Source organism: Rhodococcus sp. IEGM1428 (assembly GCF_050321865.1).
Classification (GTDB): Bacteria; Actinomycetota; Actinomycetes; order Mycobacteriales; family Mycobacteriaceae; genus Rhodococcoides.
The window spans coordinates 45,802-59,861 of record NZ_JBNQFW010000004.1 but is presented as its reverse complement, the minus strand read 5'-3'; the positions used below and the strand labels follow the sequence as shown (position 1 = coordinate 59,861).

The 14,060-nt window shown below is 63.2% G+C and carries 13 protein-coding genes; 10 read left to right on the top strand and 3 right to left on the bottom strand.

Annotated features, from left to right (window positions below; translation table 11 throughout):
• Positions 1-40 precede the first annotated feature (40 nt).
• Both ACQR3T_RS18505 and ACQR3T_RS18500 read right to left on the bottom strand, forming a co-directional pair.
• Entirely contained in the window at positions 41-829 is a 789-nt protein-coding gene (locus tag ACQR3T_RS18505; RefSeq protein ID WP_032366859.1) for an enoyl-CoA hydratase/isomerase family protein, read from the bottom strand.
• Positions 830-931: 102 nt separating this feature from the next.
• On the bottom strand, positions 932-2,065 hold the full coding sequence (locus ACQR3T_RS18500) for an acyl-CoA dehydrogenase family protein (RefSeq protein WP_428694445.1): 1,134 nt from the start codon (positions 2,063-2,065) through the stop codon (positions 932-934).
• Between the two features lie 91 nt (positions 2,066-2,156).
• Here ACQR3T_RS18500 and ACQR3T_RS18495 point away from each other — a divergent pair, with 91 nt between their 5' ends.
• From ACQR3T_RS18495 to ACQR3T_RS18470, 6 genes are read left to right on the top strand one after another with little or no spacing between them, the layout of a single operon-like run.
• Positions 2,157-2,528: a nuclear transport factor 2 family protein gene (locus tag ACQR3T_RS18495; protein ID WP_032379295.1), complete on the top strand. Its 372-nt coding sequence runs from the start codon at positions 2,157-2,159 to the stop codon at positions 2,526-2,528.
• Positions 2,525-2,902 carry a hypothetical protein gene (locus tag ACQR3T_RS18490; RefSeq protein ID WP_032379296.1) on the top strand — a complete coding sequence of 126 codons (378 nt, stop codon included), beginning with the start codon at positions 2,525-2,527 and terminating at the stop codon, positions 2,900-2,902. Before ACQR3T_RS18495 ends, ACQR3T_RS18490 begins: the two co-directional genes overlap by 4 nt.
• Before the next feature lie 36 nt (positions 2,903-2,938).
• Positions 2,939-4,150 (top strand): acetyl-CoA C-acetyltransferase, encoded by a 1,212-nt coding sequence (locus ACQR3T_RS18485; protein WP_428694444.1) that lies wholly within the window; start codon positions 2,939-2,941, stop codon positions 4,148-4,150.
• A 35-nt stretch (positions 4,151-4,185) separates the two neighbouring features.
• Entirely contained in the window at positions 4,186-6,378 is a 2,193-nt protein-coding gene (locus ACQR3T_RS18480) for a 3-hydroxyacyl-CoA dehydrogenase NAD-binding domain-containing protein (RefSeq protein ID WP_428694443.1), read from the top strand.
• A gap of 37 nt (positions 6,379-6,415) precedes the next feature.
• Complete coding sequence (locus ACQR3T_RS18475) at positions 6,416-7,438, top strand: ABC transporter substrate-binding protein (RefSeq protein ID WP_428694713.1); 1,023 nt, start codon at positions 6,416-6,418, stop codon at positions 7,436-7,438.
• Positions 7,439-7,467: 29 nt separating this feature from the next.
• The gene (locus ACQR3T_RS18470) at positions 7,468-8,487 is read left to right on the top strand and encodes an NADP-dependent oxidoreductase (RefSeq protein ID WP_428694442.1); all 1,020 of its coding nucleotides are present in this window, start codon (positions 7,468-7,470) and stop codon (positions 8,485-8,487) included.
• Between the two features lie 177 nt (positions 8,488-8,664).
• On the opposite strand, the gene ACQR3T_RS18465 is transcribed toward ACQR3T_RS18470, so the two are convergent.
• Complete coding sequence (locus ACQR3T_RS18465) at positions 8,665-9,462, bottom strand: SDR family NAD(P)-dependent oxidoreductase (protein ID WP_428694441.1); 798 nt, start codon at positions 9,460-9,462, stop codon at positions 8,665-8,667.
• Between the two features lie 274 nt (positions 9,463-9,736).
• Between ACQR3T_RS18465 and ACQR3T_RS18460 the strand changes: the two genes are divergently transcribed.
• The 4 genes from ACQR3T_RS18460 (at position 9,737) to ACQR3T_RS18445 (ending at position 14,055) form a co-directional block, all read left to right on the top strand.
• Positions 9,737-10,963, top strand: coding sequence for a PucR family transcriptional regulator (locus ACQR3T_RS18460; protein ID WP_428694440.1), 1,227 nt, complete (start codon positions 9,737-9,739; stop codon positions 10,961-10,963).
• 218 nt (positions 10,964-11,181) lie between these two features.
• Complete coding sequence (locus ACQR3T_RS18455) at positions 11,182-12,069, top strand: alpha/beta fold hydrolase (protein ID WP_428694439.1); 888 nt, start codon at positions 11,182-11,184, stop codon at positions 12,067-12,069.
• 745 nt (positions 12,070-12,814) lie between these two features.
• Positions 12,815-13,822 (top strand): MFS transporter, encoded by a 1,008-nt coding sequence (locus ACQR3T_RS18450; protein ID WP_428694438.1) that lies wholly within the window; start codon positions 12,815-12,817, stop codon positions 13,820-13,822.
• Positions 13,819-14,055 (top strand): hypothetical protein, encoded by a 237-nt coding sequence (locus ACQR3T_RS18445; protein ID WP_428694437.1) that lies wholly within the window; start codon positions 13,819-13,821, stop codon positions 14,053-14,055. Before ACQR3T_RS18450 ends, ACQR3T_RS18445 begins: the two co-directional genes overlap by 4 nt.
• Positions 14,056-14,060: the final 5 nt, after the last annotated feature.

The following is a 14,060-nucleotide window of genomic DNA, read 5'->3' as shown; positions in this document are numbered from 1 at the left end:
CCTTTCGGACTGTTCGATCAGAACGCGGAATCGGTGCGGGTCAGCGCCCGACCCACTTGGGCTCACGCTTCTCGAGGAATGCGGTGACGCCTTCCTTGCCGTCCTCGGACTGGAGAGCATTGCCGACCGCGAGGTGCTCCATGACCATGAGCGACTGGATGTCCGCATCCAGGCCGCGGTCGATGCACATCTTGGTCAGCTTCATCATGAACGGGCTCTTGTCAGTGAGGTTCCCGATGAACTCGTCGACGGTCTTGTCGAGGTCCTCGGCCGGCGCGGACGCATTGATCAGGTCGAAGTCGACGGCCTCGGTGCCCGAGAGCAGCTTGCCGGTGAGCATGAGTTCCTTGGTCTTCCGGATGCCGATCATGCGGGGCAGGCGGTAGATGGGGCCGGCACCACCGAACAATGCACGTCGGATGTGGAAGTCGCCGATTCTTGCATCGTCGGCCGCGATAGCGAAGTCGCACGAGATCATCAACTCGAATCCACCGGCGGTGACGTAACCCTCGAGCACCGCAACGGAGGGGGTGTTCATGGAGTACAGACGATCGCACACCTTCGCCGACAGGACTGCGACGTCCATGGCGGTGGTGGTGCCTATGAAGTCCGACAGCAATTCGTCGAGGTCGAAGCCCGAGCAGAAGGTGTTGTTGACTCCGCGGAGCACGAGAACCTTGAGGTTCGGATCGTTGTCCACCTCGACGATGATCTCGTCCAGACGATGCAGCAGCTCTACCGTCACAGCGTTCTTCTTGTGCGGGCGGTTGAGCCAGACGCGAGCGACGTCGCCGTCCTTCTCCAACAGAATGTGGTCGGTGTCGATCATGTGACAGCCTTTCGAGAGAGCAAGTTGAACTGGATTCACTTCAGTATTGATCATCGAGGCGATGGCGTCAATAGCCGATCACCTGCGACGCAGGCTTTCGGTCTACACAGCGAGCAAGTCGGCGATCCGCGCCCGGTGCGCACGCGAATCACCCTGCAACGCTTCGTTTCCGAGAACTCGGCGGAAATAGCTGTGCGCAGCGTGCTCCCACGTGAACCCGACTCCCCCGTGCAATTGCACGGCCTCGTAGGCCGCGTGCACCGCGGCATCACTGCACACGGCACCCGCGACGGCAATCGCCAGCCGGGCCCCGTCGGGATCTTCGTCGTGGACAGCAGCGGCATAACGGGCCGCCGATCGGGCCCGCTCGAGTTCGATCAACATGTCGGCCAGGCGGTGCTTGATTGCTTGGAACGAGCCGATGGGGCGACCGAACTGTTGACGCGTCTTGACGTGCTCGAGCGTCATCTGCAGCAAGGCATCCGCGAGACCGGTGTTCTCGCACGCGAGCGCCAGCGTGGCCACGTCCTGTATCCGCGCACTCGCGTCTCCGGCTCGATCCGCCGGCACCAAGAGCGTCGCGGGGGCGCGATCGAACGCCATGTCCTCTTGTCGCCTGGTGGAGTCGACGACGCGTCGATCATGCAGTGCAGACGAACTTTTCGCCGGTACACCGAAGAGCGCAACACCGTCCGAACAGCGGGCGCTGACGACCAGGACATCCGCCGCGCCGCCTCCCACGACATAGCGAACCTGACCACTCAGGACCCAGCCGTCGCCGGTCCGCTCGGCCTCGACATCGTCGGACTCGGCGGACAGCGCGCTCACCGCCGCAATAGTGGTGGCGGCCAGGACGTCGTCGAGCAGATCCGGGTCGCCCGCCTCCATCATGGCGCGAACGCCGACGGCCGCATGCTGATAGACGGGTTCGACAACCAGAGCGCGGCCACATTCCTCCAGAATGATGCCGAGCTCGACCATCCCGAAGCCGAGTCCACCCGACTCCTCCGGAACAGCCATGGCGGTCACCGACATGTCGTCGACCAACCGTTTCCACAGTTCGACCGAGTAGCCATGGGCAGAGTCCGCAGAGGCCCGCACCTGCTCGATCGTGGAGTACTTGGCGAGGACTCCGCGGATGGCCTCGCGTATTTCGGCCTGTTCACTGCCGGGCGTCAGCGCCGACGGCTCCGAACGAGGCCAGGGGGCTTGTGCGTCGCGGTGAGATGATGACATGTCGCTCCACTCGAGTTGAATTCAGTTTCTTCTCGAACCATATCCGCTCGAACCCTCGACAAACAGGGTTTACCTGAACTAAGTTCACTTCATGTCACTGAAGATTGTCGAGTACTACGCCACCTTGGATGCTGGGCACCTGGACGACGCGGTGGCGATGCTGTCCGAGGATGTCGAATATTCGATGGTCCTGCCGAGCGGGACGAGTCGAAAGACCGGACGAGCCGCCATGCTCGAATACCTGTCCGGCAGACCCCCCGTCGACCGCAAGCACCGAGTCCTCCGATCTGCCGTCGACCAGGACCTGCAGTTCGCACACGGTGCAGTGACCGAAGGCGACCGGACCACGGGCTACTTCGTCGGAACCATGCATGTTCGCCCGGACGGTCTGATCGACCGCTACCAGGTCTCGTTCGACACCGAATTCGACCTACTGGTCACCGATGCAGGAGAGGGCCGATGAACTCCGACACGCACCCGACCCCCACTCTGCTCCGCTGGTTCGAATACATGGATTCCGACGACCCGGATCGGGTCCTGACCATGATCTCGGCGGACTTCCGTATGTCCGTGCAGTTTTCCAAGGGACACGGCGAGGCAGCCGAGTTCGTGGGCGACCGCGACGGGCTCGTCGCCTACCTCCAGCAACGCGAGAAGAGCACCCTGATTCATCATCTCGATCGCGGTGCCTCGGTCGACGGCACCGAGATGGTGCTGGGACGGACCACCCGCGACGGAGCCTTCGAGGCGTCGTTCAACGCCTCGGCCCAACTCGACGACAACGGGCACGTCCGACGGTTGCTCATCGCCCGCACGCCGGAATTGGCGTTCGACTAGGAGCCGATCGGCTCGCGAAACAGAGAAAAGAGCGAGATGTCAGAGCACGCATTGATTTTCGAAGCCATTCGTACTCCTAGAGGCAAGGGGCGCAACGGCTCTCTGCACGGCACCAAGCCGGTGGACCTCGTCGCGGGCTTGATCACGGAACTCCGCGGCCGATTCCCGGATATGGACCCATCCGACATCGACGACGTCATCCTCGGCGTTGTCTCACCGGTCGGAGAACAGGGTGCAGTCATCTCTCGCGCAGCCGCTTTGGTGGCGGGTCTACCGGAATCGGTCCCCGGTACCCAGATCAACCGTTTCTGTGCGTCCGGACTCGAAGCGACCAACCTGGCAGCACAGAAGGTCGCTTCCGGCTGGGATGATCTGGTGATCGCCGGCGGCGTCGAGTCCATGTCTCGGGTGCCGATGGGCAGCGACGGCGGCGCCTTGTTCACCGACCCGGCCACCGCGTACGACCTCTACATCGTTCCGCAGGGAATCGGTGCCGACCTGATCGCGACAGTCGAGGGGTTCTCTCGTGACGACGTCGACACCTACGCGGCGGAGTCCCAGCGACGCGCCGAGGCAGCCTGGAGTGCAGGCTATTTCAAGAAGTCCGTTGTCCCGGTCGAGGACTTCAACGGCGTCACCTTGCTGGACCACGACGAGCACCGCCGACCGGGAACCACCACCGGCAGCCTGGGCAAGTTGAAGCCGGCCTTCGCCGCGTTGGGAAAGGCTGCAGGTTTCGACGACGTTGCGCTGCAGAAGTACGTCGACGTCGAACGCATCGATCATGTTCACACCGGCGGTAATTCGTCGGGCATCGTGGACGGTGCCGCGCTGGTTCTCATCGGCAGTGCAGCGGCCGGTGCCCGCGCGGGCCTGGTTCCGCGCGGTCGCATCGTGGCCACGGCGCAGGTCGGCAGCGAACCGACGATCATGCTCACCGGGCCGACCCCGGCCACCGTCGCGGTGCTCGAGCGAGCGGGCTTGACCGTGGACGACATCGACGTGTTCGAGCTGAACGAGGCGTTCGCGTCCGTCGTGCTCAAGTGGATGAAGGACCTCGATATCCCGCACGAGAAGACCAATGTCAACGGCGGAGTTATCGCTATGGGCCATCCGCTCGGCGCTACCGGCGCGATTCTGGTGGGCACCGTGCTGGACGAACTGGAACGAATCGGCGGCCGGTACGGCCTGATCACCCTCTGCATCGGTGGCGGAATGGGCGTTGCCACCGTCATCGAACGCCTCTGAACCGCCCGTCGTCGACACACAGAAATCGAGAGAACATGAGCGAGAACATGATCGGGTGGGAACGCGGTGCCGACGGCGTCGTCGTACTCACGATGGACGACGCGGGCAAGAGCGCGAACACGATGAACGATACCTACATCGCGTCCATGGCCGCTACGGTCGAGCGGCTCGAAGCCGAGAAGGACGACATTGCCGGTGTCGTGATCACCTCGGCCAAGAAGTCGTTCTTCGCGGGTGGCGACCTCGACGACATGACGGCGGACCCGGGCGATGTCGACCAGCGGGACGTTGCGCGCACCTTGACCGAGCGGATCGACGGAATCAAGGGTGTGCTGCGACGGCTCGAAACCCTCGGTCGTCCGGTGGTGGCCGCGATCAACGGCGCAGCCCTCGGCGGCGGCTTCGAGATTGCGTTGCACACCCATCACCGCATCGCAGCCGACCTGCCGGGCACCCGAATCGGTCTCCCCGAGGCCACGCTCGGACTGTTGCCCGGTGGCGGTGGGATAGTCCGAACAGTCCGACTGATGGGAATCGATGCCGCCCTGGCGAAGGTGTTGACCAAGGGCCAGCAGCATTCGGTGTCCGACGCGATGAAGCTCGGTCTGATCGACGCTGGGGTCTACAGTGTCGACGAGTTGGTTCCGGCAGCGAAGGCATGGATTGCCGAGAACCCGTCGGCCGTGCAGCCCTGGGACGTCAAGGGTTTCGAGATCCCCGGCGGCGGGCCCACCGACCCGGCCGTCGCTCAGAATCTCCTTGCTGCAACGGCATTGCTTCGTAAGCAGCTCAAGGGTGCGCCCGCTCCTGCACCGAGGGCTATCCTCGCCGCCGCAGCGGAGTGCGCCACCGTGGACGTGGACACTGCAGACCGAATCGAGACCCGCTACTTCGTCTCTCTGATGACCGATCGAGTCGCGCAGAACATGATTCGGGCGTTCTTCTTCGACATGCAGACCATCCGGCGCGGCACGTCGCGCCCGGACGGCCACGACGAGTTCACCGCCCGGAGTGTGGCGGTGATGGGGGCCGGAATGATGGGTGCCGCGATCGCCTACGTGTGCGCCAAGGCCGGCATCGAGGTGGTACTGAAAGACCTCGACCGGGACGCCGCCGATCGTGGAAAACTCTACGCCGAGAAACTCGAAGCGAAAGCTGTCGAGCGGGGCTCGACGACGGCTGCGAGGTCGGCGGCACTGCTCGACCGGATCCGGCCGACCGCGGACGCGACCGATTGCGCCGCAGTCGATCTCGTGATCGAAGCCGCATTCGAGTCCGTGGACGTCAAGAATCAGGTATTTCGAGAGCTCGACGGTATCGTTCCCGCCGATACCGTCCTCGGCTCGAACACCTCCCAGCTTCCGATTTCCATCTTGGCCGACGGGGTGAGCCGACCCGAGAGTTTCATCGGAATCCACTTCTTCTCCCCCGCCGACAAGATGCCCCTGGTCGAAATCGTCCGTGGGCGGGAGACTTCCGACTCGACCGTGGCGAAGGTCGTCGACTTCGTGTTCCAGATCGGTAAGACGCCCATCGTCGTCAACGACAGTCGGGGCTTCTTCACATCGAGAGTGATCGGCGCGTTCCTCGACGAAGCGATGGCCGCGGTCGGTGAGGGTGTCAACCCGGTCTTCGTCGAACAGGCGGGCGCACAAGCCGGTTACCCCGTCCCACCGCTGCAATTGATGGACCAGGTGACCTTGTCGCTGTCGCAGAAGATCCGCAAGGAGAACGAACGCGCGTTGGAGAGCGAAGGCAAGCCGCCTCGTCGACACGGCTCGGACGCGGTGATGGACAGGATGGTCGGTGAACTCGACCGCCCCGGGCGTGCCGGCGGCGGCGGTTTCTACAGCTACGACGAGTCGGGTACGAGAACCGGCATCTGGCCGGGCGTGCGTACGTCTTTCGACTCGGGCTCGACCCGAATTCCGTTCGTGGACATGCAGGAACGGATGCTGTTCGCCGAGGCGATCGAGGCGGTCAAGTGCCTCGACGAAGGTGTCTTGACGAGCGTGGCCGACGCGAACATCGGGTCCTTGCTGGGCATCGGCTTCCCACCGTGGACCGGGGGCGTGATCCAGTACATCGACCAATACGACGGCGGGCTGACCGGTTTCGTCGACCGGGCTCGAGAATTGGCATCGAAGTACGGGGCTCACTTCGAGCCGCCGGAGTCGTTGGTAAACAGAGCAATGCGCGGAGAGCGCGTCCATACACTCGCGTCCTGAACGAAAAGAGAATGCTGTGAACGTACTTCGTCGTTCGATGATGTCCATCGGAATCGCCGCGGTGACTGTCGTTGCTGCGGCGTGCGGGCAATCCTCGCAGGAAGCCGGATCCGCACCGGTGCAGGGCACGTGGGACGACGTCGTGGCCGCGGCCGACGAGGAAGGAACCGTGTACCTGTACTCCAGTCAGCATCCCGAGAACCTCGCGCTACTCGAGACCGCCTTCGAGTCGAAGTATCCCGACATCGATCTCGAGTTCACGCGGGGCAGTGACGTCGAGCTCAACCCGCGCGTGGAGACCGAAGCCCGCACCGGCCGTGGAACTGCCGACGTACACATGTCGACCGATGCCGCATGGATCACGAATGCGTCCGAATCTGGTACCTACTCGACGCCGGTGGTCGGGCCGGCCTTCGACGATCCGGCGTACGCTCGGTCGACGAGCATGCTGAACGACACGTTCTTCCTCACGAGCGCAGCAATATTTGCACTCGGGTGGAACACCGATGCCGTTCCTGCCGGGCTGTCGTCCCCGGAGGATCTGTTGGATCCGGCGTTGAAAGGCCGGCTGGGCGTCGTGAATCCTGCTGGGTTCGCCGCCGTCGTCGACGAGTATCGGTTCTTCGACGAGAACTGGACCGGTGGCGGCTTTCTGGACAAGCTCGCCGCTCAGGAACCGCGGGTGTACCCGGGCACGTTGGCCGTGGCGCAGGCATTGAGCTCGGGCGAGATCGCCGCATCGCCGATGGTTCCCCCACTGGTCCGAGAGAAGGACGCCGGCGCACCCGTCGACTGGATACTTCCCGATCCGGCGTGGGGCGCGCCGTACTACTCCCACGTGCTGTCGTCGGCTCCGCATCCCAACGCCGCGCAAGTGCTGGCCGACTTCATGGTGTCGGCCGAGGGGCAACGCGCCCTGTCGAAGGGGTACGGCAGCGCACTGCCCGATGTCGAGAACTCGGTCGGGTCGGCTCAGGACATTTCGCTGCCCGATTCGGATTCGCTGACGCCCGAGAAGGTCTCGCAGTTCCAACAGGAATGGGAAAGCAAGTTCTCCTGAACCCCGACTCGAAGGGACGGCACCCGCCCATGCTCAGCCGAACGCTGTGCCTCGCCGCCCGCCCGAGCGGGAAGTTGGCGACGATGCATCTGGAACTGCAGGAAATCCCGCTCGCTCCGCTGCTCGATGGCGATGTGCTGGTAAGAAATACGTGGCTTTCGGTCGATCCGTCGATTCGACTCAGACTGGGTGAATCGGCACCGTCCGGGTACCTACCACCGCTCTCTGTCGGAGAGGCGTTGGTGGGGTTGGCACTCGGCACCGTTGTCGAGTCACGGCACGAGAATTTTCAGCCGGGAGATCTGGTGTCGCACATGTACGGCTACCGCGACTATGCGACGGTCTCTGCTACCGCCGGTGGATTGGGCGGCGCTGGCACCCTCACCAAGATCGATGCCGGTGACTGGCCACATCAGTGGTTTCTAGGGCCCCTGGGAAGTTCTGGCCTCACAGCGTATGTCGGTCTCTTCGAGGTATTGGACATTCGACCGTCCGATGTTGTCTGGATTTCGGCCGCCGCAGGAGCAGTCGGCAGTATCGCTACCCAACTCGCTGGCCACCACGGGTGCACGGTGATCGCGTCCGCAGGCAGCAGACTCAAGGCCGATCACCTGGTCGATGCCCTCGGAGCTTCCCGATCGTTCGATTACCACGACGGCGACATGGACAGCCTGCTCGCACAGGCAGCGCCGCAAGGGATCGACGCATACTTCGACAACGTCGGCGGATCCCACTTCACAGCTGCCCTGAACGCACTTCGACCCGAGGGACGCGTCGCGATGTGCGGGGCCATCTCCACCTACGAGACTTCGAACACGCTGCCGTCGAACCTCTTTCAGATCACGGCCAAGAGTTTGTCGATACGGGGATTTCGAGCCGGATCGTTCGGGCACCTCTACGACAGAATGCGATCCACCGTCGGAAGCCGACTGGCCGACGGGACCATGATCTACGAGGAATCCGTCTACGACGGCCTCGAGCTTGCCTCCACCGCGTTGGTCGATCTACTCAACGGACGAACCAGCGGAAAGACCCTCTGCCGGCTGTGACTGCTCTGACCCGGTCGAGCGAAATCTCCTCAGGCCTCATATGCAACCGTGCGGACGCTCTGGCCGGATCCCAACGCTGCTTTCATCACACGCTCCGCGCCATCGACACTGCGTCGTGTTGACCTCGGAGATAGCGTCGAAGGCCGCCAGAGCAGCTTCACGGCTATTGTTCGGTTATCACAGAGACCTGACTGCCAATCCGCCATCGACAGGAAGGCAGACGCCGTTGATGTAGGCGGCGTCGTCGGAAGCGAGAAATACTGCGGCATTGGCGACGTCCCACGGCGTACCCATTCTGCCCGTGGGGCTGGCAGCGTCACGGGCCGCCATTTCTCGGGCAGTTCGGTTCTCGTCGCCGGTCACGAGCTGTCGAGATACTAGCGGTGTGTTGATCAGACCAGGCAAGATAGCGTTGGCTCGAATCCCACGAGAGGCGTATTCGAGAGCAACGGAAACGGTGAGTTGGTCGACGGCTCCTTTGGAGGCCATGTAGCTGGGGTAGTTGTACCCGGTATAGCGGATAGCGGCCAGCGACGAGACGTTGATGATCGACCCTGATCCGGCCTCCAGCATCAGGGGAATGGTGTGTTTGCAGGCGAGGAACACACCGGTCAGGTTCACTCGCATCGCCGCATCCCACGATGCGAGGTCGAGGTCGGTGATATCACCAACTTCTGCAGCCCCGACGTTGTTGTGCAGGATCGTCGGTGGCCCGAGACTGTCGGTCGACGCAGCGATCGCGGTGCGCACCTGGTCTTCGTCGGTGACATCGGCGGTGAATGCCAGGGCCGTTCCGCCTTCCCCGACGATTTCCTTGGCCGTGAGCTCCGCCTCGGCCGCGTTACGGTCGATCGCGGCCACCACGGCACCTTCGCGCGCAAACGCCAGCGCGGCTGCGCGGCCGTTGCTGAGTGTCGCTCCACTCGAGCCGGCACCGAAGACGATGGCCACCTTCCCCGCAAGTCTGTTACTCATGTGCTTCTCGCTCCTCGATCACCAGTAGTTCCAGCGTCGTCGCTGACCATGTCCACCGGATTCGTATGTTTGCGTGGGTGATGGGCTTCGCGCCGAACTCGGTGCCAGCCCATCCGACGATGTTGGGTATGCCTGGTTTCGGCCGACCAATGAAGGGAAGCCGCCTTGTAGGTTCGAGTATCGAGACGAAGTGAGCCACGCAACACGGCACAGCGTCGCGATGTTGAGTTCACTAATTCACGTTATGTAGAAACGGCCTGGCAGGATGCGTCGTATGTCGAGTTCCGTCATTGCCGGTGCCGAGGTCCTGTCGATGGTCGACGAACTCGGCGAGGCGTTGGGTCGTTCGGTCGTGATCGACGATCCCGCCGTACGACTGATCTGTTCGAGCCGCCATTTCGGCGACGAGGACAAAGTTCGGGTCCGAGCAATGCTGGACCGAGATGCCGGCGATGAGATCGGGCGGTTCGTCCTCGGCCAAGGTGCCGCACGGTGGCACGGACCGCACATCCTCGAAGGCAGCGAAGAACTCGGCCTCGAGTCACGGCTGTGCGTGCCGTTGTACGGGTCGGGGATGTTGATCGGCCTCCTGATGGTCATCGATGCAGACCGGTCGCTGACCACCGCAGAGATCGACCACATCGACAAGGCCAGTCGCGACATCGCCACTCAGATGTACGCAGACTCCCTCGCCTCGGACCCCCGACAACTGGAGAGACGAAATGCGTTGCGGGACCTTGTGTCCGGCGACGCGCAGGCGCGACAGAGCGCACTCATCTTCTTCGACGAGAGCAGAGACCTACCGGCACTGGACAGTATCGCTGTGACCGTGGTCGCGGCCGATCGATCGGAAGACTCGGAGACGCCCCTCGATATCGCACTGAGGATCTCGATCGACACCGTGACGAGGATGCGGTCCAAGAACGCGCGCATCTACATCGCCGACGACCGTGCACTACTGCTACAGGTGACGAGTCGGCCGATGAACAGGGACGACCTCGAACGGCAGGCGCAGCAGATCAAGACCGAACTCCATCGCCTGCTGGGCGACGCATCGGATCGAGCGTGGATCGGAATCGGAACCACCACGGGCGGCTTGTCGAACACATCGGTAGCAAAGCACCGCGCTGACGTTGCAATCAAGGCAGCTACGCGCCTCGCCACCATCACGGGTCCGATTGTGTTCTGGGATGATCTCGGGGTCGATGCGGTTCTCCTCGACCTGCCCGAGACGTCATTGGTATGGACCGCGGTCCCGCAGCCACTTCGAGCCCTGATAGCAGCCGACGCCAGCGGCAAGCTCGTGCACACCCTGAGGAGTTTTCTGGACCACGGTGGTTCGATCTCACGGACAGCGACGGCGTTGCACATGCATAGAACATCGCTGTACTACCGGCTCGAGCAAATTCGTGTCGCCTCCGGAATGGACCTCGACTCCGGGTCCGACAGATTGTTGATGCATGTCGGTCTGCACCTGCTCGACATCGTCGAGCGCCCCTGAGCCCGCCTGCCGCGCGGGTTCGGGCGTCAGCCCAGTGCGCCCGATACTGAGCCAGACCCACGGCCCAAGAGCGCTTTTCTACAAAACGAGAAAAAATTCGCCCCACCCTTCGGCGTTCAGTCGTGGTGACCGCGGTCACGTGCGCGTCAGAATCAGACCCGAGCCGCTTCGCGTCGCACTGCCGGATGGACCGCGATCACCGCAACGAAGGAAGAACAATGAACTCATTCAAGACAAGCGACGGCTGCGTTCTCGATCTGCACGACTCGGGGCCGGTCGAGTCCGGACTCACGCTCGTGCTGTTGCATGGATGGTCACAATCACGTGCCATGTTCGATCGGGTGATCCCCCTGTTGTCCCCCGCCGCACGAGTGATCAGCTTCGACCAACGCGGCCACGGCGAATCAGGCAAGCCCGCCACGGGCGCACGGATCGCCCGTCTTGCCGCTGATCTCCACGAAGTCCTCGAACATCTCGGTGTTGTCACCGCAACCTTCCTCGGACATTCGTTGGGCGCATCCGTCCTGTGGAGCTACCTCGACTCGCATGGATCTTCACGATTCGACAAGCTCGTCGTCGTCGATCAGCCCAGTGCCTGCGCCGTACTACCGTGGATGACGCCCGAGGACGCCCAGGACGCGGGAGCGATACTCGACGTCGACGGGGCAGCGCAATTCGCCGCCGCAGTCGCGGGCCCGGACGGGGACCTCGCTCGCCACGACTTCCTGGTGTCGATGCTCACCCCGCACATTGATGCCGACGACTTGGAATGGTTGTACAGAGAGAACCTGAAACTACCGGCGGCGTGGGGTGCCCGGCTGCTGTTCGACCACATCATGCAGGACTGGCGCGACCTCCTTCCCACCATCGACGTACCGACGCTGGTCACCGCAGGCGAGGTCAGTCACGTCGCCCCCGCATCTCAAATCTGGACCAGCAATCACATCGCCGGGGCAGAGTTCCGGATGTTCACCGACGAGGAAGGCGGAGCACACTTCCCCTTCTTCGAATGCCCCGAACCATTTGCAGAGGAGATCCTGCGTTTCCTGGGGGCAGGCCCCTCGTCGAATCGTCCGATCGCGAGCGCCGGCAAGGCCACTGTCTAGCGAGCAGACACACATCAAAGCTGTTGACAGACAGCGACACTCGGACCATCAGCCCCTCTGTGGTCAGCTTCGACTTTGGGGCAATACCGTCCAGCTCCGCTAGGGGTCCCAAACGCTGCGAGAATAACGAATGCATCAGCGCGGTCTGCCGCACAACCGCCGTCGGAGTGACAACGACCGCATCGCGCCGAGTTCCGCTCCCGCGTCGACCGTTATCCGCCCGTGTGCCAACCCAGCCGAGCGATCAGGCCAGCACGAGAGGAGCACACATGGCGTACGAGCAAGTAGTACATACACCAATACAATCCCGATCGGTGCAGACCCTGGAACTATCGCCTGAGTAGACCTGACTTCTCCGAGGCCAAACCCCCTGACCGACATTCTCGCTGTTCACGGGGTCTTTTTGTGCGCCATCAGGGATTCGAGCCCCGGACCCGCTGTACTAGAGATAACAATTCGAGAGGATGCACTCGCGTCCATCGGCGTCCCGTAGGACCCTTCACCGCCTGGACGGACCGCCGCGCACACTCGACTCCACAATGAATTCGAAGTGATGAGCACCGTCGTTCCGCACGCAACTCGGCAACGACACGAGTCGACCACGCCGCATCTGAGCCTAGCTTCGTACCGCGGGCAACTCATTGGAGATATCACTGGCCGGCCCCAGAGCAACAACTCCCGCCGCAGACCCGGTCCGAACCGGCAGACCGGTATACGTTGCACTCACGATAGAAGGAGAAACCTGGTGGATTCGAGGAAGGACATCGACAAGTCTCCACTGCACCGCAACCGACCATTCCTGATCCTGTGGACCGGTGGCGTCGTCTCCGGTGTGGGTTCATCGATGAGCAGCCTGGTCTTCCCCCTGGTCGGCTTTGCCTTGACCGACTCGACATTTTTGGCGGGCCTGGCCGCCACCGGTGTCCTGACCGGTGAGCTGGTGGGGCGGCTGGTGTCCGGCCCGCTCGTAGACCGGTGGCCCCACCGCAGGACACTCACTATCGCCAATACTGCTGCAGCAGTCTCGATGTCGAGCGTCGCTACCGCCTCTCTCACCCACATGCTGACGCTGATCCACCTGGTGATCGCCGGGGTGGCGATCGGGGTCGCCGACGCGTTCGTCGGTCCGGCGGTATCGGCAGCGATTCGGCACGTGGTCCCGGCAGGCCAGCTTCCACTGGCGTACACACGCATTCAGATCCGGGAGCACCTTGCGAGTCTGATCGGGCCGCCGTTGGGTGGGGCGCTGTACTCGATTGCACGCAGCGTGCCGTTCATCGTCGACGCGATCAGCTACCTGACATTCGGGCTCCTCTCGAGCCGATTGCCAACGACAGCGAAAACATCGGACCAATCGAGCAGGTCCTTTCTGAGCGACGCGCGCGACGGCTTCATCTTCGTGTGGCGACACGGTGCAGTGCGCGCCATCTTGATCTGGGGAGGACTGTTCAACTTCGCCATGGCGTACGTCTTCACCGCCGTGACTCTGCGTCTGATCCGAGATGGTGTGGACCCGGTGGCCATCGGTCTGATCGACACGGTTGCCGCTGCCGCCGGCCTGATCGGTGCAGTTGCAGCGGGGAGACTGGTTGCGACCTTTCGGACCGGGCGGTTGACGATCTTCACCGGCTTGATGTTGGCCGTGATCGTCGCCCCGATGGGATTGACGACAAACGTGGTGCTGATCGGTGCGCTGTTCGCCGCCGGCATCGTACTGCTCCCCGCCAACAACGCCGGCATCTCCCGTCGGTGACGCCCGCACACCTCCAGGCGCGCGTCAATGCCGCCGGTGGAGTCTTGTCGCTCGGACTTGCCCCGCTGGCCCCACCAGCAGCGGGGCTGTCGATCGCCGCTGCCGGCGGGGCAGTGTCGATGTTCATCGGTTCCACACTCCTGGTCGCCAGCCTCGCGCCGCTCGCGGCCAGCCGCGACGTCCGTGGGCTGAGCGAGCCAGCCCACTGGCCGACCACGGCACATTCCCCATGACAGTC